Origin of the sequence: Ruegeria sp. TM1040 (assembly GCF_000014065.1) — a bacterium.
GTDB lineage: Bacteria > Pseudomonadota > Alphaproteobacteria > Rhodobacterales > Rhodobacteraceae > Epibacterium.
Genome location: NC_008044.1, coordinates 1,270,462 through 1,292,620, shown reverse-complemented (window position 1 = coordinate 1,292,620; position 22,159 = coordinate 1,270,462). Strand labels below are relative to the sequence as shown.

23 protein-coding genes and 1 tRNA gene are annotated in these 22,159 nt (G+C 59.9%); 3 read left to right on the top strand and 21 right to left on the bottom strand.

The annotated features are described in order from the left end of the window. The 4 genes from TM1040_RS10350 to TM1040_RS10335 all read right to left on the bottom strand — a co-directional run bounded on the left by TM1040_RS10350 (position 1) and on the right by TM1040_RS10335 (position 2,763). Positions 1–537 (bottom strand): GNAT family N-acetyltransferase, encoded by a 537-nt coding sequence (locus tag TM1040_RS10350; protein ID WP_011538541.1) that lies wholly within the window; start codon positions 535–537, stop codon positions 1–3. Positions 538–759: 222 nt separating this feature from the next. After that, positions 760–1,029 (bottom strand): 50S ribosomal protein L27, encoded by a 270-nt coding sequence (gene rpmA / locus TM1040_RS10345; protein WP_005611266.1) that lies wholly within the window; start codon positions 1,027–1,029, stop codon positions 760–762. A gap of 12 nt (positions 1,030–1,041) precedes the next feature. After that, a complete protein-coding gene (locus TM1040_RS10340; RefSeq protein WP_011538540.1) occupies positions 1,042–1,638 on the bottom strand; it encodes a 50S ribosomal protein L21 in 597 nt (198 codons plus the stop codon). A gap of 252 nt (positions 1,639–1,890) precedes the next feature. Next, a complete protein-coding gene (locus TM1040_RS10335) occupies positions 1,891–2,763 on the bottom strand; it encodes a DUF2059 domain-containing protein (RefSeq protein WP_011538539.1) in 873 nt (290 codons plus the stop codon). A 120-nt stretch (positions 2,764–2,883) separates the two neighbouring features. On the opposite strand from TM1040_RS10335, the gene TM1040_RS10330 reads away from it, so the two are divergent. Continuing rightward, positions 2,884–2,973: transfer RNA gene (locus tag TM1040_RS10330), tRNA-Ser, on the top strand. Positions 2,974–3,203: 230 nt separating this feature from the next. Here TM1040_RS10330 and TM1040_RS10325 read toward each other — a convergent pair. From TM1040_RS10325 to TM1040_RS10255, 15 genes are all read right to left on the bottom strand, one after another. Continuing rightward, entirely contained in the window at positions 3,204–3,890 is a 687-nt protein-coding gene (locus tag TM1040_RS10325; RefSeq protein ID WP_011538538.1) for an NAD(P)H-dependent oxidoreductase, read from the bottom strand. A gap of 361 nt (positions 3,891–4,251) precedes the next feature. Beyond that, positions 4,252–4,497 (bottom strand): hypothetical protein, encoded by a 246-nt coding sequence (locus tag TM1040_RS10320; protein ID WP_011538537.1) that lies wholly within the window; start codon positions 4,495–4,497, stop codon positions 4,252–4,254. A 264-nt stretch (positions 4,498–4,761) separates the two neighbouring features. Beyond that, entirely contained in the window at positions 4,762–5,772 is a 1,011-nt protein-coding gene (locus TM1040_RS10315; RefSeq protein ID WP_011538536.1) for a helix-turn-helix transcriptional regulator, read from the bottom strand. Positions 5,773–6,015: 243 nt separating this feature from the next. Further along, positions 6,016–6,303, bottom strand: a complete 288-nt coding sequence (locus tag TM1040_RS10310) for a putative quinol monooxygenase (RefSeq protein WP_011538535.1) — start codon at positions 6,301–6,303, stop codon at positions 6,016–6,018. A gap of 12 nt (positions 6,304–6,315) precedes the next feature. Further along, positions 6,316–7,851: an FGGY-family carbohydrate kinase gene (locus tag TM1040_RS10305; RefSeq protein WP_254658871.1), complete on the bottom strand. Its 1,536-nt coding sequence runs from the start codon at positions 7,849–7,851 to the stop codon at positions 6,316–6,318. Beyond that, complete coding sequence (locus tag TM1040_RS10300; protein ID WP_011538533.1) at positions 7,844–8,680, bottom strand: class I fructose-bisphosphate aldolase; 837 nt, start codon at positions 8,678–8,680, stop codon at positions 7,844–7,846. Before TM1040_RS10300 ends, TM1040_RS10305 begins: the two co-directional genes overlap by 8 nt. Then, the gene (locus TM1040_RS10295) at positions 8,677–10,392 is read right to left on the bottom strand and encodes a glycerol-3-phosphate dehydrogenase/oxidase (protein WP_011538532.1); all 1,716 of its coding nucleotides are present in this window, start codon (positions 10,390–10,392) and stop codon (positions 8,677–8,679) included. Before TM1040_RS10295 ends, TM1040_RS10300 begins: the two co-directional genes overlap by 4 nt. A 72-nt stretch (positions 10,393–10,464) precedes the next feature. Continuing rightward, the gene (locus tag TM1040_RS10290) at positions 10,465–11,460 is read right to left on the bottom strand and encodes an aldo/keto reductase (RefSeq protein ID WP_011538531.1); all 996 of its coding nucleotides are present in this window, start codon (positions 11,458–11,460) and stop codon (positions 10,465–10,467) included. Continuing rightward, a complete protein-coding gene (locus TM1040_RS10285) occupies positions 11,450–12,430 on the bottom strand; it encodes a sugar-binding transcriptional regulator (protein ID WP_011538530.1) in 981 nt (326 codons plus the stop codon). The genes TM1040_RS10290 and TM1040_RS10285 overlap by 11 nt, the downstream gene beginning before the upstream one ends. 7 nt (positions 12,431–12,437) lie before the next feature. Then, positions 12,438–13,433, bottom strand: coding sequence for an ABC transporter permease (locus TM1040_RS10280; protein ID WP_011538529.1), 996 nt, complete (start codon positions 13,431–13,433; stop codon positions 12,438–12,440). An 11-nt stretch (positions 13,434–13,444) separates the two neighbouring features. After that, positions 13,445–14,980, bottom strand: coding sequence for a sugar ABC transporter ATP-binding protein (locus tag TM1040_RS10275; protein WP_011538528.1), 1,536 nt, complete (start codon positions 14,978–14,980; stop codon positions 13,445–13,447). An 81-nt stretch (positions 14,981–15,061) separates the two neighbouring features. After that, positions 15,062–16,075: a substrate-binding domain-containing protein gene (locus TM1040_RS10270; RefSeq protein WP_011538527.1), complete on the bottom strand. Its 1,014-nt coding sequence runs from the start codon at positions 16,073–16,075 to the stop codon at positions 15,062–15,064. 327 nt (positions 16,076–16,402) lie between these two features. Next, positions 16,403–17,461, bottom strand: coding sequence for a methyltetrahydrofolate--corrinoid methyltransferase (locus TM1040_RS10265; protein WP_011538526.1), 1,059 nt, complete (start codon positions 17,459–17,461; stop codon positions 16,403–16,405). A 3-nt stretch (positions 17,462–17,464) separates the two neighbouring features. Further along, entirely contained in the window at positions 17,465–18,397 is a 933-nt protein-coding gene (locus TM1040_RS10260) for a methylenetetrahydrofolate reductase (RefSeq protein ID WP_011538525.1), read from the bottom strand. 29 nt (positions 18,398–18,426) lie between these two features. Further along, on the bottom strand, positions 18,427–18,723 hold the full coding sequence (locus tag TM1040_RS10255; protein ID WP_011538524.1) for a virulence factor: 297 nt from the start codon (positions 18,721–18,723) through the stop codon (positions 18,427–18,429). Positions 18,724–18,989: 266 nt separating this feature from the next. Between TM1040_RS10255 and TM1040_RS10250 the strand changes: the two genes are divergently transcribed. Further along, complete coding sequence (locus TM1040_RS10250; protein WP_011538523.1) at positions 18,990–20,102, top strand: Ppx/GppA phosphatase family protein; 1,113 nt, start codon at positions 18,990–18,992, stop codon at positions 20,100–20,102. A gap of 84 nt (positions 20,103–20,186) precedes the next feature. Next, positions 20,187–20,903 (top strand): RlmE family RNA methyltransferase, encoded by a 717-nt coding sequence (locus tag TM1040_RS10245; protein ID WP_011538522.1) that lies wholly within the window; start codon positions 20,187–20,189, stop codon positions 20,901–20,903. Positions 20,904–20,933: 30 nt separating this feature from the next. Here the strand turns inward: TM1040_RS10245 and TM1040_RS20280 are convergent, their stop codons facing one another. Next, positions 20,934–21,143 (bottom strand): hypothetical protein, encoded by a 210-nt coding sequence (locus TM1040_RS20280; RefSeq protein ID WP_166485541.1) that lies wholly within the window; start codon positions 21,141–21,143, stop codon positions 20,934–20,936. A gap of 124 nt (positions 21,144–21,267) precedes the next feature. Then, positions 21,268–22,134, bottom strand: coding sequence for a YihY/virulence factor BrkB family protein (locus TM1040_RS10240; RefSeq protein ID WP_011538520.1), 867 nt, complete (start codon positions 22,132–22,134; stop codon positions 21,268–21,270). Between the last annotated feature and the right edge of the window lie 25 nt (positions 22,135–22,159).

Genomic DNA, 22,159 nt, shown 5'->3' with positions numbered 1-22,159 from the left:
TTACAGCTTTCGGCTGTAGGTCCATGTTGGGACATTGGCATCCCGTGCGACGCTGAAATCTTCTGCGTCACCAAGGTATTCAAAGCCGCAATGCGCCAGTACCCGCGCCGAGGCCGGGTTGTCCTGAAACACACTTGCAAACATGGTGGCATCACCCAGAGGGTTCGCCTCGACCAGAAGCTGTACCGCCATGGACGCAAGGCCCGTATTCCAGAACGCTGGCGCCACCCAATAGCCAACCTCGGACTGGTTGCGGTCCATGGACTTCAGCGAGATCACACCCATGAGTTCAGGATTGCCGTCTTTCGTGCCATCCATCGCCCAGATGAACTCTCCCTGCTCTGCCTCGATGCCGCGTTTGACATAGGCTTCGGCCGCGCCGGGGGGATACGGATGCGGGATCGGTGCGGTCATCTTTGCGATGCGCGCATCTCCTGCGTAATGTTCGATCAATCCCACATCCGACGGACGCAAGGGCCGCAGATCAAAACGATCCGCCTCGATGATGGCTTGCTGATCTGTCTGATCCAAACCCATAACGACGCTCCTCCTCAAGAAACTCTGACCTCGATAATACACTTGGCTTTCCGGGGCTTATCTCCTCTGCCCCGCGCCAAAGAGATGGGGAGTGCACAGGCTACAAACAAGTCACCCCTGCACGCACACCCAGCTAGATCCAGCAGGCCCATCCAGAAACGAAAAGAGGGACCGGTCTTTTAACCGATCCCCCTAAAGATTTTATTACCCTTTGGGTCCGGTTTACTCAGCGGCCTCCGCCGCCGGGAGAACCGAAATAAAGGTGCGGCCTTTGAGGCCCTTGTGGAAGGTCACGTTGCCGTTGGCGGTCGCAAAGATGGTGTGATCTTTGCCAATACCAACGCCTTCGCCCGGCCAGAACTTGGTGCCGCGCTGACGCACGATGATGTTGCCCGCGATTGCAGACTGACCACCATAAAGTTTCACGCCAAGACGGCGACCTGCGGAGTCGCGACCGTTACGGGACGAACCGCCAGCTTTTTTATGTGCCATTCTTGTCTCTCCTTAGCCTTGAGCCAGCTCTTTGGCCTGCTCAACCCATTCGGGTTTGATCTTGATGGCGTCGATACCAGCAATGTCGTCTTCAGACAAGGCTGCGATCTGAGCGAAGGTGGTGAGGCCAGCGGCCTCCAGCTTCTTGGCGGCGGCAGGGCCAACACCGGTCAGCTGGGTCAGATCGTCGGAGCCTGCGGCTGCAGGTGCAGCAGCTTTGGCTTTCGGCGCCGCTTTGGCAGCAGGAGCCGCCTCGCCTTTGCCGGTTGCCGCTTTCACGCCGGATGCATCCGCACCAGAAGCCAGGATCTCGGTGATCTTGACCAGGGTCAGCTTCTGACGGTGACCGACAGTCCGCTTGGAGGAGTGCTTACGGCGACGCTTGACGAACTTGATGACCTTGTCACCTTTGATCTGTTCGACCACTTCCGCCTGCACGGCAGCGCCGGACACAAACGGAGCACCAACGACGGGGGCATCGCCACCGATCATCAGAACGTCATTGAATTGGACGGTTTCGCCAGCGTCTGCAGCCAGTTTCTCAACGCGGAGCATATCGCCCGCCTGAACTTTGTACTGCTTGCCGCCAGTCTTGAGGACTGCGAACATTTCAGTCTTTCCTTTTCTCACCGCGTCCTTCGGTCCCCTTGCGGGCGTTTGCGACAGGGCTTGGCCCGTGTCACCTCGAACAGCGCGCCCCTATCGGGACGGTATGACAATAAAACCCCGGCGCGGGGATTCCGGGCCGGGATGCGGGCTTTTGGACCTGAACAAAGTCAAAGTCAAGCCTTCGTCTGCACTCGGCAAAGATTTATCCACAGACGGACATCACCCAACACCTGCTACGGGGCCGTTGGATGCTCAGAGTTCCTGCACGGGCTGCAGATCCGACATCCGATGCGCCAGTTCCTCAAAGCGGTTGGCCTGGATCTCATATTGGATCGCGTTCAAGAGTTCATAGACTTCCTGCATCAGCGGATGCTCCAGCGCCTCGACATAGGCCTCGACCTCTTCGATGGTGAAGTCACGATAGATATAGGCCGATTGCGCAAGGCTTGATGCGGCCATCTCGCGTCGCATCTCGCCTTCTTGCGCCTTCATCAAGGCACGCAGCCCATCGGCGTCGATCCGCATCTCGATCACCCCGGCAGCCGAGGCGGCCATCAAGAACCGAAACTGGATTTCCTGCACCGCGCGCAACGCGGTCTCGGTGCCGCCGATGGCGACGTTCATGTCCCGGTAGAGCGCAACGCGCGGGTCGCCCTCTTCCACCAGCTTGCTGACGATGCGCTCCCCTGCCTCCAGCGTGCCGCCATCTTCGTTCATGTGAGACGCGTTCTCCACCGCTACCAGCCGTTGTCCAAGGTCACTCGCATAGAACTCGGCGGCAAAGAAAAGTGCCTCGGCAGAGAGGGTTTGCTCAAGAATATCAAGCGCGGTATCGCGCATCTTCTGGGTGTCAAATACTTCAGCCGTCAGGCTTTCCCAAGCCAGGCCAAAATCCCCCGCATCCGCCCCGAGGATCTTGGGCGCGTCGCTTGCCGATTCCGCAATACTGTCAAGCGCCACATCAAAACCGGTAATTTCAAGGAAGGCTTTGACCTGATCACGATCGGCGGCCTCGGTTTTTGAGGGCAGCGCAATCACAACAGCAAAGGCTGCGGCAAAGAGGCCGTTGAGCAGGACAGTGACAAATGCGGCGGGGCGCAGCGGCGCGGGAAGCGAACGGATCATACAATAAATGTAGAAGCACAATTGCGTTCAGCAAACCAAAATTCGACTTTCTTGAACGAACTGTGAAATCGCCCCTTGCACGCGGAGAAAATCACCTTTAAACGCCCTCACACCCCCCGCGGAGAGGTGCCGGAGTGGTCGAACGGGGCGGTCTCGAAAACCGTTGTGCCTTCACGGGCACCCAGGGTTCGAATCCCTGTCTCTCCGCCACTTATTCCTTCAAAATCAAGTGTGAACTGCTGACCATACCCCGGCGCAATAGGCGCTCGTGCGGGATCTGTCTCGGGCCGGTTCAAACCTACCTGCGCGCGGCACTGTGGAGTGACCGGAACAGCGCATGCTTTCGAGCATGCTGATACGTCTGGACGTCAATGGCTCAGCCTCTCAGGCCGGAAACGCGCCCCTTGATGACGTAGAGTTGATCGGCAGCAATCCGAAATTCAAGCCACTTGGGCCGAACACGCGGATGCTGTGACCACAGACTCAGCGTGGGATCTTGGATGCGCGAAGCGGGCCACAAGATCCTCCAGCACACCTGCGGCAGTGAACCTCGAGAGGGCCTGCGCCTCATGGCCCATACCAGATCGCGCGATGTGCATGTGGTGGATGACCGATGCACCAAGTGGGCGCGTCTCGACATTCAAATGCGGCAGGCTTGCCCCGTCACGGTCGCTCCAAAGGTCCTCTTCCCAGGCGCTCAGGAGCACAATCATCTTCCCCATGAGCATGGCATTGCGGGCGTACCGCCGCCCAAAAGGCCCAGAGGCGCGGCGTGATTGGGCCTGCGCCACGTGATCACACCATTCCGTCAATGCAGCGGGCACACCATCAACGCCCAGAGGCGCGGTGATGACGATGACCTCGGCTGCATCGACCTCTGCATATATCCCTGCAGACAACCTCTTTCGATGGTTGCACGGGATGTATTGTTTTTTGGCCGTATCAAAACACAGGCGCGGATCATGCAATCCCCCAGGGGCACTTGGCGAAGGACACCCAATGTCGCGCGCGATAAGCCGCATATCACTGCGTCGGTTGATCCATTCTTCGATGAACCGATCTCCCAGATGACGAGAGTACGCCCCTTTTACACGGGGGCTGGTATCAAGGCGCAGAATCAGGGTCATGGCGATGGTTCTCCTCAAGGCAGGAAATCAACAAAAGCGAAGCGGCCAAAACACGCTTACCCAGAAAGGAAAGTGACGCCGCCTGTGGACAGGACGTCGATCAAGGATAGGCCCGGCTCTGCGGGACAGGCATAGAGCCGGGCCTCAGGTGGTGCGGCCATCGCGGAGGCGCCGACGGCCGCGACCGGTCCGAGCACTTAGGGCCTTGACGCACGGCAATGGGGCACCGGGCGCGTCATGCCCATCCGCTCGGGGGGCAATCGCAGTCAGAACTGCGGTTAAGGCTGGGGGGTAGCGCATCGGTCAGCATGGGCCAGAGGGGAGGCTCCGACGCCGCACCACGCGCCATTCAAGCCGCAGATCAGGCCGACTGACGCGCGTCCTCCACAGGGGTTATGCGACCAAAGTCGCCAATCGGGTCCGCAATGAGGCGGCCCTGCATCGTGAATGGCAGAGCGAGGAGCCCGGTCAAAAGCGCCGCTGCAACTGCGAGCAGGAGCATCTGCGTCATCTCGCCCAGCCGGATCTGTGGCCAGGCGGGCAAGCCAGACCAGCGGCTGCCGCGTGGCTTTTGCGGGATTGGGTGTGTCGGGGATGTTTCGGTCATAGTATGGGCCTCCTGGGATGTCAGAGAGGCCTTGCCGGGTTGTGAACATCACCCGACCTCTCTGGGGTCGATGACCTTACGTTAGGCTCGGTGGGACCTTCGGGTATTGGCAGGACCTGCCAAGCGCATGGCCGGACCTGCCAAGCGTCCGTAAATGCCGTAGCAGCCCCCTGAGTTGAGAGGGTTTCAATTGGGCGCGAGCATCGCGTGCCTGATAGACCGCCGGGGCCAGAGGCCGCGTGCACTATACGCGAGCAATCGCGATCAGGGCGATGGGAACTGCTGTCGAAACTGCGCTGGCGCTTGCCCGACCCAGCGCTTGAAGGCACGGCTAAAGGTGCTCTGCTCCGAAAACCCGGTCAAAAAGGCGATCTCCGCGATCGAGCTGCGGCTGTCTTTCAAAAGCTCCTGCGCCAGAGACGACTGAGCTTCGGTCAGCACGTCGCGAAACGTAAGCCCCTCGTCCGCAAGGCGCCGGTAGAGCGTGCGCTCGCTCATGCCCATCTCGCGGGCCACATCTGCGGCCTGCGGCACCCCGTTACTGAGCGCAGGCGTCAACAGTCGCAAAAGCCCCGCACGTACCGAGGTTTCATCCTGTAGCGTGCCTATCTCGGTCTCTAAGTGCGTGGTCAGAAAGTCCGAAACCGCCGCATCGCCCAACCGGTTTGGCAGATCAAGCATCTCTTTGCGCAGCGCGATGACGTTTTGCTCCGCATCAAAGCGGACGGAACAGCCAAAATGCGCCTGGTACTGCTCTGGATCGCTGCGGCAGGCATGTCTGAAGGTGACATAGTCCAGAACCAGATCCCCCTCGACAAACAGACGCATATTCCGTGCCAATCCGGCAAAGGCGCCCTCGTTGCGAAAATCCAGCACAGGATGATGCCCCGTGCGCGCCTCAAAGATCAAGAGCGCCGGATCTTGGGAGGTGTCCAGTCGATAGATCGCAGTATCCGTGACAACCTGCCAATACCGTTCCAAACGTTCGAGCGATGCCCGCAGGGTTGGCGCGGTTTTCATCGCAAGGCCCAGCACACCAATATCATCCGCCCGGATCAGTTTGGCATAGGCCGCAAGCAGTGCCATCTCGTCCTTTTGCTGGAACCGGATCCAATCCAGAAGATCGAAATAATCGGTCTCAGAGAGTTTGCCATCAGCAGGTTTGGGAAGTCGGCGCACCACAGTACCGCCAGAGATCAGCTCTCCATCGTCGGTCAGCGTCATCCCGCCCGCTTGGGCCATGGCGCGCGCAAAAGCATTGGTCACGGTTGGCATGCGCCAAACTAATCTGAAACATATCTCAAGCGCTAGTTATTCACCGTGATTTTTGCAGGCGCTGCGCGATTATCCTCGCTGTTCGCGCTCACATGCGTCCCCTTTGTCTCAACATTTGCCGACTGTTGGGCGCGCGCACCGCGACGGAACGAAAGGTCCCGTTCAGATTCAATGTTTCACGGAGCCGCGGGCCGCCTGTCTGCGGCCCGCGGTATTGGTCCGGCTCGACCCTGATGTTTGACGCTATGACGGGTTGGCGATGTCAAAGGTCTCGATTGAGACCTCGACCCCGCCAAGCTCCGCCTTGAAGTCCGCCATATGGGCTGTTTGACCATGGGCCTCGAGCGCGGCGGCGCTCTGCCATTTCTCGACAATCACGATCGTACCAGCCTGATCGACATCGAGCATCGGGCGGTAGGACAGGCAGCCGGGCTCTGCCCTGCTGTGCGCTGCGAGGGTCTGGACGAACTCCAACAGCGTGTCCCGCCGCTCATAAGCGGTCTTCAGCTCTGCGATTACCAAAACGGCCATTGCGGCCTCCTCTTATGATCCATTCTCATCACATTGGCCGGTCTGCATGGCGCCCAATCGTGCCCAAAGCGGCTGCAGAGTCGCGTTGAGCTCCGAGTAGAGCGCGTAGCGCTGGTCGTAATGCCGTCTCATCAATGGGTTTGGGGTGAACTCGGCCTTGGTACGGGTCATCCGCGCCACGGCGCTCTCATAGTCCTCGGCCAGCCCCACGGCCACCGCGACGCCGATGGCGGCTCCCAATGCGCCTGTTTCCTTGGCCTCGGAAACACGGATCTTGCGATCAAGGCAATCGGCAAAGATCTGCGGCCAATGCGGGCTGCGCGAGCCGCCCCCCGACAGCACCGCTGTGTCAAAGTCGAGCCCCGCCCCGCGCAGCACCTCGATATGGCGGCGGTGCTCGAATACGACGCCCTCAAAAAGCGCGCGCAGCAGGTGGCCCTCGCCGTGCCAGCCCGCAAGACCAAAATAGCCGCCCCGGAACTGAGCGCCCTGCCCCGACCCGTAGAGAAAGGGCTGGCAGATCGGATCATCCGGCGCGGGCGTTACCTCGGCCACCAAATTGTTGCATTGGCCAAAGGGATCATCGACATGGGCGCCGCGCTCGACCAGTTCGCGCACATACCATTCGAGGTTGACCGCCGATGTGGCCGAGGAGTCGATGTTCACAAAGCGCCCCGGCGCAAAACCGGACGCCATGAACACCGAAGAGTCCAACACCGGCTCTGGCGAAAAGACCTGATTGACCGACCAGGTTCCGGCGATGATTGATGCCTCCCCCGCGCGACAGACACCGGACCCCAGCGCCGAAGAGATCACGTCAAAGTAGCCGCCAATCACCGGCGTCCCCTCGATGAGACCGGTCTGCGCGGCAGCAGCGGCGGTCACATGACCCGCGATCTCGGCAGGTTCCACAAGCGCGGGCAGCATCGAAAGCGCATCCTGAAGCCCGTAGAGGCGCATCAATTCAGCATCATAACGGCAGGCTGGCATCCGCGTCAGACCACAGCCGGACATATCGGAGATGTCACTCACCTTTATACCCGTCAGCTGATGGGTGATGAAATCCTTGCAGAGCAACACCGTTCCGATCCGGTCATAGATCTCGGGCTGATGTCGCTTGACCCAGGCGAGCAACACCGGCGTCTGCGACGGCCAGGGTTTCTGCAGGCAGATCTTGTGCAGGTCGGAGCCATGGGTCTCGGATAGGTCTTCCGCTAGCTCTGCGGCGCGGGTATCAAGCGACTGAATGCCAATCAAAGGCGCGCCAGATTTATCCAGCGCATAGAGCCCGTTGCCATGCCCCGCGCACCCAACGCCAGCGATCTGGCGGGCGGAGATGCCAGCCTCTTCGATGCAGCCCCGGATCACCTGACCCGCGTTCTGCCACAATTCGCCCAGGTCGCGCTCCACATGGCCCGGTGCTGGGGTCGCGGTCTGCCCATCGAGCGCCTGCATCGCCACTTGCCGCCCGTCTTGATCGAACAACACGGCTTTGATGACCGTATTGCCCGCATCCAGACCCAAGAGATATGTCTGTTCCTCACCCACGGTTATAAATGTCCCATGCTTCTTCACCATCCGCGCCAGAGTGGATCATGGCCATCAAGGCATTGACCACGGCTTTTGGGTTCTCATGCTGATAGATGTTGCGGCCATAGACCATGCCTTTTGCACCCTGACGCATCAAAGCGGCGGATTTGTTCAACACGGCGCGCAGATCGTCCTTGCCGCCGCCCCGCACGAGAACCGGCACGCGCGCCGCCTCGACCACGCGATAAAACTCTTCTGGGTCGTCGGTGGGATCGGCCTTGATGATGTCGGCCCCCATTTCGCTGGCAAGACGGGTCAGCGTCACGATCTTTTCCGCATCCCCGTCCACCTGATAGCCACCGCGCACATCATTGGGCAGCATCACCAAGGGCTCGATCATCAGTGGCATGCCGTATTTTTCACAGGACGCCCGCACCCGAGAGATATTCTCGACGCATTGGCGAAAGAGTTCCGGTTCATCGGGCAGCATGAAGAGGTTCACCACCACCGCCGCCGCATCCATCTCAAGGGCGCCGATGATGGGCTCTTCGGCGTTTTGCAGCATTGACCACATCACGCGGTGGCGCTGATCGTTATAGGGATTGCCCATATCAATGCGCATCACCAACGCCGGTTTGTCTTTTTCCGGGCGGCTCTGCAAGAGGTCCGCCTGACCATAGGCGCATTGGATGGCATCGGGGCGGGCGTCAATCAGCGTGTTCATCACCGCTGGCATGTCTTCAAGACCAACCATGAAGCTCGGTTCGTTGCAGACACCATGGTCGATGGCCACGTCCAGACAACCACCGTTGCTAAACATCCGGTTCATGCGGGCTTTCATGCTCATGCGCATTGGGCATTCCTTTCGGTATTTCGACGTTCAAGAGTTGCGGCGGTTACGCCGTGATAGGTGCTCAGCTCTGCAATCAGATCCTGTTTCTGAGCCGTGATGAGATCAGGCGAGAGACCCGTTTCCTGCGCCATCAGCGCCGCCAGCGCCTCGATGATCTGCATCGAGAGCACGCCAGAGATCGCCAGATCCGTGCGCCGAAGGGCCAGATCCGATAGGGTTTCGACAAACTCGCTTCGGATAAGGTGCAGGATCTCGCCCTCGGAATAGAGCGTCCCTGCGGCCAGCGGGCGGTCCTCGCGACCACAGGCGATTGCGACCTTGGGGGCATGGCTGCCGTAGCGCTGCAAGAGATGACCGGCGCGGGCGTGGCTGAGGTTTTGTACCTTGCAAAGCTCCTGCAGGATCTGGGCTTCTCGCCCTTCAAACTTCGCCCCGCCCCCAATCGCCAGATCCAGCGTATCAACGCGCCGACCGTGCCGAAGCTCCCCGAGCGCTGCATCTGCCGTCTGCTGCGCAAAAGCGCGAAAGGTGGTCCATTTGCCACCGATCATGCAGAGCTGGGGCACCCTGCCCTCCAGTTTGCGAATGTCGTGGCCGCGCGAAATCCGGCCGGTAAAATCCTGGTCGCTCTGCGGCAAGGGCCGGATTCCGGAATAGCTGAACACGATCTGACTGGCGTCAATCTGCAGCCCCGGAAACACTTTCGCGAGCGCACCGAGGATATAGTCGGTCTCCTCCGGCTCGCAGCGCACGCGTCCGGTGCGCGCCACCCGTATATCGGTCGAGCCCGCCAGCACCCGATCGTGAAACGGAAACACGATACAGACCCGCCCGTCATCGTTTTCAAAGAAGACCATATTGCCCTTGAGCGCGGCAAAAAGCTCCGGGTGATCCAAAATCAGATGCGAGCCCTTGGTGCCCTCCACCATCCGCGGCGCCGTCCCGCCGAGCTGCGCCACGGTTTCATCCAGCCAGGCTCCCGTGGCGTTGACAATGAGCCGGGGCCGTATCTCTGCGGTCTGACCGCTGCGCTGGCAGGTCACACTGAACCCGCCGGTCTCCGCTGCGATCTCGCAATAATTGAGCGCGACACAGCCCGGCGCCACCCGCGCCACATCCTGAAGCATTTCGATACAGAGACGCTCTGGAAACCCGATCCAGGCATCATGGTAGGTCGCGGTGCCCCGCGCCTCCTCCATCAGCTCGGGCCAGTCGCGGCGGGTGGCGCGGCGTCCCTGAAAGCTGTGCCTTGGCATCAGGCGGCGTTTGCGGCTTACCCAGTCATAAAGGCTCAGTCCCAGCTTGATCGGCACCGCACCACGCGGCGCTGGTTTGCTGCTCAGCCCCCAAAAGGACGCCGCCGCGTTGAACAGACCGGAAAACAGCGAGGTCACGGGGATAACCGTCGGCAGCGGATGCACAAAATGCGGCGCGTTCACCAACAGCGCATCGCGCTCCTGCAGGCTCTCGCGCACCAGGTCGAACTCGCCATTCTCCAGATATCGCAGGCCGCCATGGATCATCCGCGACGGCGCCGCACTACAGCCGCTGGCAAAATCGCCCCGCTCGACCAGAAGAACGCGCAATCCCTGCAACGCCAACTCCCGGTAGGTGCCGATCCCATTGACGCCACCGCCCACGACCACGACGTCAAAGGCCCCGTCACCAGACAGGCTTTGCCAGTTTTTCACTCGTTGATCGGGCATATCTTCTCCGTGCGCTGACGAGGTCGTCGCAGCGTTTTGTGCATGTCATGTGGTGGCGTCAGGGCCTGTGAATCAGCCGTCGAGGTCGCTGAGATGCGTGCTGGCGGCACCGCTTATCCGGGCAATGTCATCCGCGCTGAGACGCAGCAGACCCGCCTTGGCGTTTTCAACTGCTTGTGTCGCATCGCGCGCCCCGCAGAGCGAGAAGGTTATCCCCGGCTGCTGCAGCGTCCAGGCGATCACCACCTGGGCCTTGGTGGCACCGTGTACTTCGGCAATGTGCGCGATGGCCTCCATCAAGCGGGCCACTTTTTCGCGATTGGCAATTGAAAACCGTGGGTTGTCCTTGCGCTGATCGTCGCCTTCAAACACCCGGTCGGGGCCGATCTTGCCGGTCAGAAGCCCCAGCGCGAGCGAGGAATAGCTGAGGATGGACACCCCGTTTTCATGACAGAGCGGCGCCATCTCGGCCTCAACCGCGCGGTTCACCATCGAATATTCTTCTTGAACCGCATCAAGCTGTCCCGCCTCGAGATAGGCACGCACGTCCAAAGGCGTGGTATTGCTGGCACCAATCGAGCGGATTTTGCCCTGTGTTTTCAGCTGCTCCAGCGCCTCCATCGTTTCGGCAATCGGCGTCGTGGGATCCTGCCAATGGGTGATGTAGTGATCGATGTAATCGGTGCCGAGACGCGTGAGGCTTTGTTCGACCTCATAGATGATCGCATCCTTGCCAAGATAGCGATGCACCGGCGCGCCGTCGTAATCAAAGAAGTGATTGCCCTTTTGCGTGTGCCAGACGAGCCCGCATTTCGTGGCCAGCACCACCTTGTCGCGACGGTCCTTGATGGCCTTGCCGACGATCTCCTCGGCGACGCCCTGACCATAGGCGGGCGCGGTGTCGATGAGGCTCACTCCGGCCTCAATCGAGGCCTGAATAGCGGCGATCGAGCGCGCCTCATCCGTGCCACCCCACATCCAGCCGCCAATGGCCCAGGTGCCAAGCCCGATGGCCGAAGCCTCGATCCCGGAGCGGCCGATCTCACGTTTCAGCATTTCATGCGACATATTCAGTTCCTTCATATTTCTGCAGCACTTCTGCGGCCGTGTCTTCGTCAACGATGAGCGAGCTCAGAAACCCGCCTTCAAGCGCCGCCTCGATGGGGCGCACCTTGCTGGCGCCCGCCGCGATCCCGATCACGCGCTCACATTGGCCCAGTTCCTGTGGCGACAGGGCCACGAGGCGCGAGTTAAGGGCGAAATTGGCCACCGCACCATTGTCGCGGATCAGATGGCCCATGAACTCGCCCACAACACCGGTGCCCACAAGCATCTTGCGATCGGCTTCCGGCACCGGGTGGAGGTCGTAATAGCTTGATTCCGCTGGCTGCACGGAGCCGATCCCCACAAGCGCCACATTGGCGCGACGGGCCAGATCGAGCACTTCCTTGATGGAGGAAATATCCATCAGCATGTCGCGCTGGGCCTTGCTTTCGGCAAAGAGCGGCGCATGCAGCAGCATGGTCTTGCCCCCCAGACGTTCAGCCAACCGGGTGGCGAGGTGGTTAACGTCGGTGAAATATTTGCCCTGCACCCCCCCTGTGAGCGGCACAACGGTCACGTCCCATTGCCGCTCCACATCAAGTCCATCGACCAGGGCGCTCACCGCCTTGCCACCGGTAATCGCAATGACATCGCCATCGCGCAGCGTCTCGGTCAGGTGGCTAGCCGCAGCGCGGCCAACCTGCTGCAGCGTCGCTTTTTCGCTGCCCTCCACGGTCGGCGTCACAACGGCGCTGCCGAGATTGGCAAAGCGGGTGACGGCCTCCTCAATGTCCATGAGCCGCTGAAACGGGCTCTCGATCTCGATCTTCAGCATGCCCAGCTTGCGCCCCTGAGAGATCAGCCGGTTCACCTTGGATGTGGAGAGGTTCAGTTCGGTCGCGATCTCCGACTGTTTCTTGCCCTCGATAAAATGAAGGACCAAAACAGTGTGGATCTGGCGGACGGTTTCGAACCCTTGTCTGTGCTCAACCATATCCCCCTCAGCCCCGCTTCTTGTTGAGGAAGTGGTCGATTGTCACCGCCGCCAGAAGGATCGACCCCCGGATGATGTCCTGCCAGTAGACCGACACATCCAAGAGCGCGAGCGAAGACGACACCACCGACAACAGCACCGTCCCAAGGATCGCGCCAAAGATGGATCCCGAGCCGCCGTTGAGGCTCGCACCGCCGATCACCGCAGCGGCGATGACGTTCAGTTCCATCCCGAGTCCAAAGGTCGGCTGCGCAGACCCGAAGCGCGCCATGTAGATGATCCCGGCGAACCCACAAAGCGCAGAGCAAAGCGTCGTGGTCAAAAACACCACCTTCTTGGTGCGGATGCCGGAATAGGCGGCGGCCTTCTCGTTGGAGCCGGTGTAGAACACCTTGCGGAACATGGTGGTGCGGCGCAGCATGAAATCCGCGGCGATCACCACCACAACAAAGAGGATGATCACAACCGGAATGGGACCAATGGTGCCCTGCCCGATGAATTTGAACTCTGGCGGCAGCGTATAGAGCCCGATGGGCCGCCCGCCCGTCGCCAAAAGACAGATCCCGCGTGCAATCACCATGACGGCAAGCGACACGATAAAATGGTGCAGCCCGATCCGCGTGGTAAAGAACCCCATGAACGACCCGATGGCGGTACAGGCAAAAATCGCAATCGCTGCGGCCACCCAGGGGTCAATCCCCTGCAGGAACAGCCAGCCCGCGATCACCCCCGACAGAGCCGTGACCGACCCCACCGAAAGGTCGATGCCGCCAGAAATCAGCAAAACCGTCATGCCCACAACCACGATGCCTTCGACGGCAAAGGCCATGGTCATGGCGCGAATATTGACCCATGTCAGAAAATAGGGCGAGGCAAAGGACATGCCGATGAAAAGCGCCAGGATAATCAGAATGAGGCCCGTTTCGCGCATCCGCAAGAGCCGCCCCAAAAGCGATTTTCCCCTCGATGTTTCGGCCAGTGCGATGTTCACAGATTGCTCCATTGTCTCCCCCTTCATTGCGCCGCAACCGACGCTGCACCCGTGCCTTGCTGAGTGCCCGAGGCAAGGTGCATGATGTTTTCTTCTGTCATGTCCGGGCCACTCACTTCACCGCTCAGACACCCTTCGTGGATCACCAGCACGCGATCACACAGACCGATCAGTTCTGGCAGCTCGGATGAAATAACCACAATGCCTGCGCCCTCCTCGGCCAAATCCCGCAGGATGCGGTAGATTTCGGCCTTTGCGCCAACGTCAACGCCACGCGTCGGCTCATCCAGAAAGATCAGTCGCGGGTTGACCGAGAGCATCTTGGCCAGTGCTACCTTTTGTTGATTGCCGCCCGAAAGCGACGAAACCGGATCCTGCAGCGTGCCGCATTTGAGGTTGAGCTTGCGCCCAAGTCGGTCCGCCTGCTCTATTTCCCTGCCAGGCTGGATCAACCCGAGGGCGCTGGCCACCTGTTCGACCTTCAGCGCCGAAACATTGCTGGCGATGGACATATCCAGAAACACGCCGTCGCCTTTGCGATCCTCGGAGAGATACACAATCCCCGCATCAATGCTGTCCTGATAGTCGCGCAGCGCCAGCGGCTCTCCATTGAGCCAGAGCCTGCCAGTCACCTGACCTTCAAGCGCGCAGACCCCTTTGGCGATCTCGCTGCGCCCTGCACCGATCAACCCGGCAAAGCCCAGGATCTCGCCCTTATGCAGCGAAAAGGACACATCGTGAAACCGCTCGGCCTCACAAAGGTTTTCAACCCGGAGGACCTCGGTCGTGCTGCAGGCCTCGGGACGTTGTTTTTCGGGATAGAGATCGCCAATTTCGCGCCCCACCATGGCCCGGACCACATCTGCAGGCGTGATTTTGGCGACATCCTGTGTCGTCACATAGCGGCCATCGCGAAACACCGAGACCCGGTCGCAATTGTCAAAGATCTCGACCATACGATGCGAGATATAAATCAACGAAATCCCCTGATCCGCCAGCCGCCGCATGATCTTGAACAGCACCTGCGCCTCCGCCTCGGTCAGCGCTGCCGTTGGCTCATCCAGGATCAACACCCGGCAGTCCAGCGTCAGCGCCTTGGCGATCTCCACAAGCTGCTGGTTCGAAATCGAAAGGTCCCGGACGAGCACAGAGGGATCAATGCTCGACAACTGCGCAAAAACTTCGCGCGCTTTGGCTTCGATCCCTTTGTAATCCATCAGAAAAGACCGGCTTGAATTGGTCGCAGCCATAAAGATGTTTTCAGCGACCGAGACATCCGGACAGAGTGCGATCTCCTGATGCACAAAGCCGATCCCCATCTTTTGCGCCGCTGCCGGAGACGGAATTTCGACAGGGGTGCCATCGAGCCGGATTTCACCGCTGTCGGGCTGCAAAATACCGTCGATGATGTTCATCAACGTGGACTTCCCGGCGCCGTTCTCTCCGGCGATTGCGTGGATCTCGCCACGGCGGAGTTCGAAATCCACGCCCTTTAGCGCCTTTACCGGCCCAAAGGACTTCGTGAGGTTCGAAATTTGCAGGATCACGTCGCCTGTCATATCGCTCGCCCGTCTCTTCTGGAAAATTGATCTGTGGGCTGCCCGGCCCCTCACCGGGCAGCCACATCCGCGATGTCCGGATCAGCTGGGATCGCGACCGGCCATATAGGCGTTGAGATCAAAGCTGTCGGCGTTCTCTTGCGTGATCACGGCAAAGCCATTGTCAACAAACGGGATCTGCACCGGGTTGTAGCCAGAGACCTTGTAGTCGTTGAACGGATCAAACACCTCGGATTTTGCTGCGAGGAAGACCCCCATGAACCCCATAAAGCCCTGCATGCCCTGGTTCGGGTTCAAAGCCGCATGGATGTTGCCCGCCTTGATGTGCTCAAGCGTGGTCGGGGTGATATCGGCATGCATCACCATCACATCGGACTGCGCCTCGAGCTTGGCCGCGACGGCGCCCTCTGCCGATCCTGCCTCTGGGATCCACAGGGCCTTCAGGTCCGGATTGGCCTGTATGATCGACGCGGTGGCGCGATAGGCCGCGTTGCTGTCCTGGTTGGTGGCCTGACGCCCCACCAGCTTGGCCTCCGGATAATGCTCTTCCATGTAAGACAGGAATGCGGTGACGCGCAGGTCGTGGTTGGACTGACCCGGGTTCTCGAGCACTGCAAACTCAAAGCTCTCGCCCAGTTCTTTGACAAATTCCTCGGCGGCAAACTTGGCCTCCGCCATATTGTCGGAGGTGATATAGCCAGAGCGCTTGGAATTGGGCGAGTCCGCCGCAAAGGTCACGATTTCGGTGCCGTTATCGATGGCGCGGTTGATGGGCTCGATGAAGGGGTCAGACTGCATCGGATGCAACAGAATGCCTGCGGGTGCCTTCACCATATCCTGCTCAAAGGACGCAATCTGCTTGGTGATGTCATAATCAGGCGTGCCGGAGAACACGGTCTCGCAACCAAAAGCCTCTGCAGCCTGCTTGAAGCCCTGATAGACTGGCACCCAATAAGGATGGCTCGAGACCATCACATTCATGATATAGGTTTCACCCGGCTCGCATTTGAGCGTTCCCGCCTCCGCCAGAGCGGCTCCGGGAACCGTGGTCATGGACGCTGCGGCGCAGACGGCCACCTGTTTGAAATTGACCATAAGTTTTCCTCCCTTGTGGTCTTTCACCTTGCCGCACGGCGTCTCCTCCCGCCGGACTGCAATAAATTTCGCTTGATGCAATGTTTTGCACAACTCTGATTTAGAGAGGAAAAATCCCTTGGATCAATCATCGCGAAAAAAATCCTGCAAACTGAAATTTATTGCAGGAATGCGGTGTGCCGGAGTTATGGCTTGCGGCAGATTTTGCGGCGCATTCACACGCAAGCTCTGAGGGCGCATGATGCGTTTGCCCAAGCGGACCAAATGCAAAAAGCCGAGCGCTGCGCCCGGCTTTTTAAATATTGTCAGGTAATTATAAGGCGTTTCTCACGCGCGACGACGGCGACCGCCACCGCGACGCCCGCGGCCTTCGCCCTCGGCCTCAGAGGACGGCGCCTTGTTGAACTTGATCCAATCGCCGCCATGCGGATCGTTGTTGGTCAGCAGGTTCGCAGCGCGGATCGCTTCCATTTCCTTGCCGGCGCGCGGCTTTGTGGAGCCAAGGCCAAACATCGTCACGAAAGTCTCGTCATCCATGCCCTCGGGCAGGATGATTCCCGCGGCAGCGACTTGCTCTTTCTTTTCGGCAATCGCCTTCTGCGTCACCGGCAGGGCCACCGGGTTCATGATCGCAGAGGTCATGCCCGCCCCCATTGCCATCGGCAGGAAAGCGTTGTTGATGCCATGACGGTTCGGCAGACCGAAGGAGACGTTGGAGGCACCGCAAGTGGTGTTCACGCCAAGCTCTTCACGCAGGCGGCGCACCAGAGCAAAGACCTGCTGACCTGCGGTGGCCATCGCACCGATGGGCATCACCAGAGGGTCCACCACGATGTCATGCGCCGGGATGCCAAAATCGGCCGCGCGTTCCACGATCTTCTTGGCCACTGCAAAGCGCACATCGGGGTCTTCGGAGATCCCGGTGTCGTCGTTGGAGATCGCCACAACCGGAACATTGTACTTCTTGACCAGCGGCAGAACCAGCTCCAGGCGGTCTTCTTCACCGGTGACGGAGTTCAGCAGCGGGCGACCTTCGGCTGCGGCAAGACCTGCTTCCAGCGCGCCGGGCACAGAAGAGTCGATGCAAAGCGGAATATCGACAAGGCCCTGCACCAGCTCGACGATCTTGGTCATCAAGGGCGGCTCGGTCTCATTCGGGTTCGGGTTGGAATTGTAGACAACACCTGCATTGATATCGAGGATGTTGGCCCCGGCCATCACCTGCGCCAATGCGTCCTTTTCCACGGTCGAGAAATCGCCCGCTTCCAGCTCCGCCGCCAGTTTCTTGCGGCCGGTGGGGTTGATGCGCTCGCCGATCACGCAGAAGGGTTCATCAAAGCCCAGAACAGCAGTTTTTGTTTTTGATTCTACGACAGTACGGGTCATGGTTTATCCTTGCTGTTTGGCGGGGCGAGTGGACTCGCCGCCATTGTTGATGGCCCAGGTGGCGTTGGTTTTGATGCCGCCGAGCGGGAAGAAGTGAACATTGGTGATGTTGAAATCGGGGTTTGCCGCCTTGTAGGCCGCAAGCTCAGCCACAACCTCGTTGGGCTCATAGGGCAGCATCAGCTTGGTGACATCCATGGCGCGTTTCTGAAGCACCTTGAGCGACGGTCCCACACCGCAGGCAATGGCGAATTTAATGAGCGTCTGCAGCTTGGCAGGCCCCGCGATCCCGATATGGATCGGCAGGTCAACGGCCGCGTCTTTCAGGCCGTTCGCCCAGGCGATGATCGGCTTTGCCTCAAATGCAAACTGGGTTGCCAGCGCCATTTTCGCGTCGGTCCGCTCGGAAAATTTCTGTTTCCACTGAAGCGCTTCGGAGACGTTTTTCATGGAGCCGTCGGGATCAATATCCTTGTTGCCCTCGGGGTGGCCCGCCACATGCAGGTTGGTGAACCCTGCCTTGTCGAAGAGGCCGGTCTCCAAAAGCTGCATGGAGCTGTCAAAGGCACCATGAGGCTGCGCCACGCCACCGGCCAGCAGCAGGGCCTGTTTGACATCCGCCTCACCCTGATAGCGCGCAATCCAATCGGCAAGCGTTGCCTCATCCTTGATGATGCGGGCCGGGAAATGCGGCATCACCGGGTAGCCTTCGTCATTCAGGCGTTTGGCTGTGGCGATCATATCCTCGATCGGGGTGCCCTCAATGTGGGCAATATAGACTCGGGTGCCGGCGGGCAGAAGCTCGCGGAAGTCCTCGACCTTTTGCGCGGTGCGCGGCATCACCTCGATGGAATAGCCCTGCAGAAAGGCCTCCACGTCCGGGTTCACGGTGATCTCTGTGTCAGCCGCACGTTTTTTGAAGTTCAGCAAAGCCATGGCGGCCTCCCATAATGCGTTGAGGGCTGTCATGCCCAGCCATCGTTTGCGATCAAGGCCTTGAGGCGGTCCTGATCGTATTCCTGCTCCAGACGCGTGGCCTCTGCTTCGGCAATATCACCAGGCTCACCCTCCACGCTGAAAGGTGCGGCTTTGCGCCATTCCGCGAGATAGGCGTCGCTATCCTTGGCGTTCACCTTCATTGCGGCGCGATCAATCGCCTGCTCAAAGCGCTCTTCAAGCTGGCGTTTCGCACCCCGTCGCCCCTTGCCCACAATGACCTGGGCCGGGATGTCGCGCCAATAAACGATGGTGACGTCTGGCATTGCCGTTCCTTTCAGATCCGTCTGTCGTACTGCGTTTCTAGTCCGCCGCCAAAGGTCGGGTGCGTCGGATTTCGACAACAAAGATGGGAGGAGCGACGTTTGCGACCTTTGCACGCATTTGTGTCCGCTGCTGGCAACACCGCTCTGGGCGAGGGTGAGTCTGGTTTTTGAATCGGCTTTCCTGGCTGCGCGCCGATACAGTCCCTTGCGGAGAGCCCCCTGCGGACGTACTGTAAATTCAACACGATAATCGGAGGGCGTGATTCATGGCGCCCAGGCGTTCCAAAGGTACAGGAGCGTTTCCCAGAGCGGTTGAGACCCCTGTACCGGCCCGGCCAGATCCGGATGCGCTCTATGCAGCGCTGGATCTTGGCACCAACAGTTGCAGGATGCTGATTGCCCAACCCAAGGGCAGCGGCTTCCATGTGGTGGACAGTTTTTCAAAGTCGGTGCAGCTCGGCTCCGGCCTTGAAAAGACTGGGCGTTTGTCGCGCTCTTCCATGGCGCGCACCATTCAGGCGCTGCGCATCTGTCAGCAGAAAATCAATCGCAATCGCGTAAAACGCATGCGGCTTGTTGCGACCGAAGCCTGTCGGCGCGCAAAGAACGGGCGCGACTTCATGCGCCAGATCAAGCGCGAGACCGGCCTCTCCATGGACATCATCCAGCCCGAGGAAGAAGCGCGTCTTGCCGTGATTTCCTGCGCGCCGCTTGTATCGACGAAAACCGAACAGCTCTTGGTGGTCGACATCGGGGGCGGCTCGACTGAACTGGTCTGGATCGATATTTCCTCTGTACCGCGCCGCGACCGCCCGTCGGCGATCATGCGGCTGCATGCCGGATTTCACACCGTCGAGAGCCCCTTTCCCGCCGCCAAAGTGGTGGATTGGATTTCGGTGCCGCTGGGCGTTGCAACCCTGCGGGACCAGTTCAACGACGTGGAGGACGATGCCGCCCGCTTTGCCCTGATGAGCTGGTTCTTCGAGGAACATCTGGCCGATTTTGCCCCCTACAAGGACGAACAGGCGCGCGAGGGGTTCCAGATCGTCGGCACCTCCGGCACCGTGACCACCGTGGCGGCCTCACACCTGGGGCTTAAGCGCTATGACCGCACCAAGGTCGATGGGCTGCGGATGACATCCGATCAGATCGACAAGGTGATCCGCGGCTACCTCGAACTCGGCCCGCAAGGCCGCCGTCGCGATCCTCGTATCGGCGAAGATCGACAAGCGCTTATTATGTCCGGTGCCGCGATCCTGCAGGCGCTGTTGCGCTGCTGGCCCACCGATCGCTTGTCGGTGGCAGACCGGGGCCTGCGTGAGGGGCTTTTGTACGCGCAGATGAGCGCCGATGGCGTGTTGGAGGACGGCCCTTTCTGAGGCCCCTTTCTGCGCCGGCAAAACTCGGTTATAGCCCCAAAGCCGCGCCTTTGAGGTGGCGCACGACGTGTAAGAGGAATGACCATGGCGAAGAAACCAACAGGAAAGAACACCTCTGGCCGGGGCCAGCGGGATCTGACCGTCAAGGTCAAGACCGCGCGTGGGCGCCGACTGAGCTCGACCCGCTGGCTGCAGCGGCAGCTCAATGATCCATATGTCAAACGGGCGCAGGCCGAGGGCTATCGCGGACGCGCGGCGTTCAAGATCATGGAACTCGACGACAAATACCGCTTTCTTGTGCCCGGGGCCCGGGTTGTTGATCTGGGCTGTGCGCCGGGCGGTTGGGCACAGGTGGCGGTGCCGCGCATCAATGCGCTGGGCGAGAAATCCGGCAAAGCCATTGGACGTTTCATCGGCATTGACCTGCAAGAGGTCGAACCACTTGCAGGCGCCGAGTTCCATCAGCTCGACTTTATGGACGAAGGCGCGGACGATCAGGTCAAGGAATGGTTAGGCGGTCAGGCGGATGTGGTGATGTCGGACATGGCGGCCTCCAGTTCGGGGCACAAGCAGACGGACCACCTGCGGATTATGTCTCTCTGCGAGACCGCTGCCTATTTCGCCTTTGATGTACTCGAGGAAGGCGGCACCTTTGTCGCCAAGGTTCTGGCCGGTGGTGCCGAAGGCGAACTGCAAAAGCTGCTGAAGCAGAAATTCAAATCCGTCGCCAATGTAAAGCCGCCCTCCTCACGGGCTGACAGTTCGGAGAAATTTGTTGTGGCGACAGGCTTTAGAGGCTGATCTTCACCCGCCGAACATCAAAAGCGGTGTCTAACCTCTGTCGCGCATCGCTTTGGGGCGCAGCGACTTTACCGCGAGATCTCTGAGCGACAGGAGCGGATCACTGTTGCTTGCGCCCGGCATGCCGGGCTTTTCAGTCGCGCGGCGCGCCAGTCCCGCGCGCGCATGACTCTGCGTTACGACCGAGCGGGTCAGTTCCAGGAGCTTAGCACGGCCCGAAGGCAAAGCAGTCTGTGACATAAAAAGGTTCCCCCGAAACGCGACCCGTAAATCCACCTCCTCCTAGCTACTGCGTAGGCCTGGTCAAGCTCTGGGCTGAAATACGGCGAAAAACGTGCGCTTCAGGACAATTTAAGACGACAGATCAGGCATCGCGCGCCTGTCGGTCGGTTTGCAGGACCCCGTTGATCTCGGCACCAAGGATCAGGATCGCTGCATTGAGGTACAGAAAGATCAGCGCCGCCATCGCCCCCGCAAGCCCCGCATAGGTGGCAGAATAGCTTGCAAAACTCGAGACATAGAACGCAAACCCGGCACCAGACGCCCACCACAACACGAGCGTCACGAGCGCCCCTGGCAGCACATGGCGCAGGGTTTCACGCTTTGGCAGAAGAACAAGGTGATAGAGGAACACCGCCGCCACCGGGATCACGGCCACAACAAGCCCGTTGGCGCCCTGCTCCCAGCCTCGCAGAAAATCGAGATCCGGAAAGAAACGCCCCACAAAGCGCGCCCCCAGCGGCAAGAACAGTTCAAACACTGCTGTCAGCAGCAGCCCTGCTCCGCCCAGGATCACCAGCCCCAAGGAGATCAGGCGGTGCTTCCAGAAGGGACGTGTTTCTTCCTGACCGTAGGCTCTGAGCATCGCGATACGGATCGCATCCACACCATTGGAGGCAAAATAGAGCGCCAGCACCCCGCCAAGGGTCATGAGGCCAGTGCCAGAGGTCTCGAGCACGGCATAGACCTCGCGGGTGATCGGCTCAGCAACCGACTGCGGCCAGCTGCCAAACACCAGATTGACCACGTCATCCACAACGATGCGATGGGAAAACAGGCTGGCGATGGCGCCGCTCAGCGACACCGTGAAGAGAACAAAAGGAAAGAGTGCCATCATCATCGACATGGCGATATGGCTGCTCAGCACCCATGCATTCTTGCGGCTGAAGCGCCCGAGCGCGCGGCGCGCAATCACGAGAGCCTGTATCACGGCTTGGCCAATCGCCATCATCCTCTCCTCTGAGAAGGCAAATCTG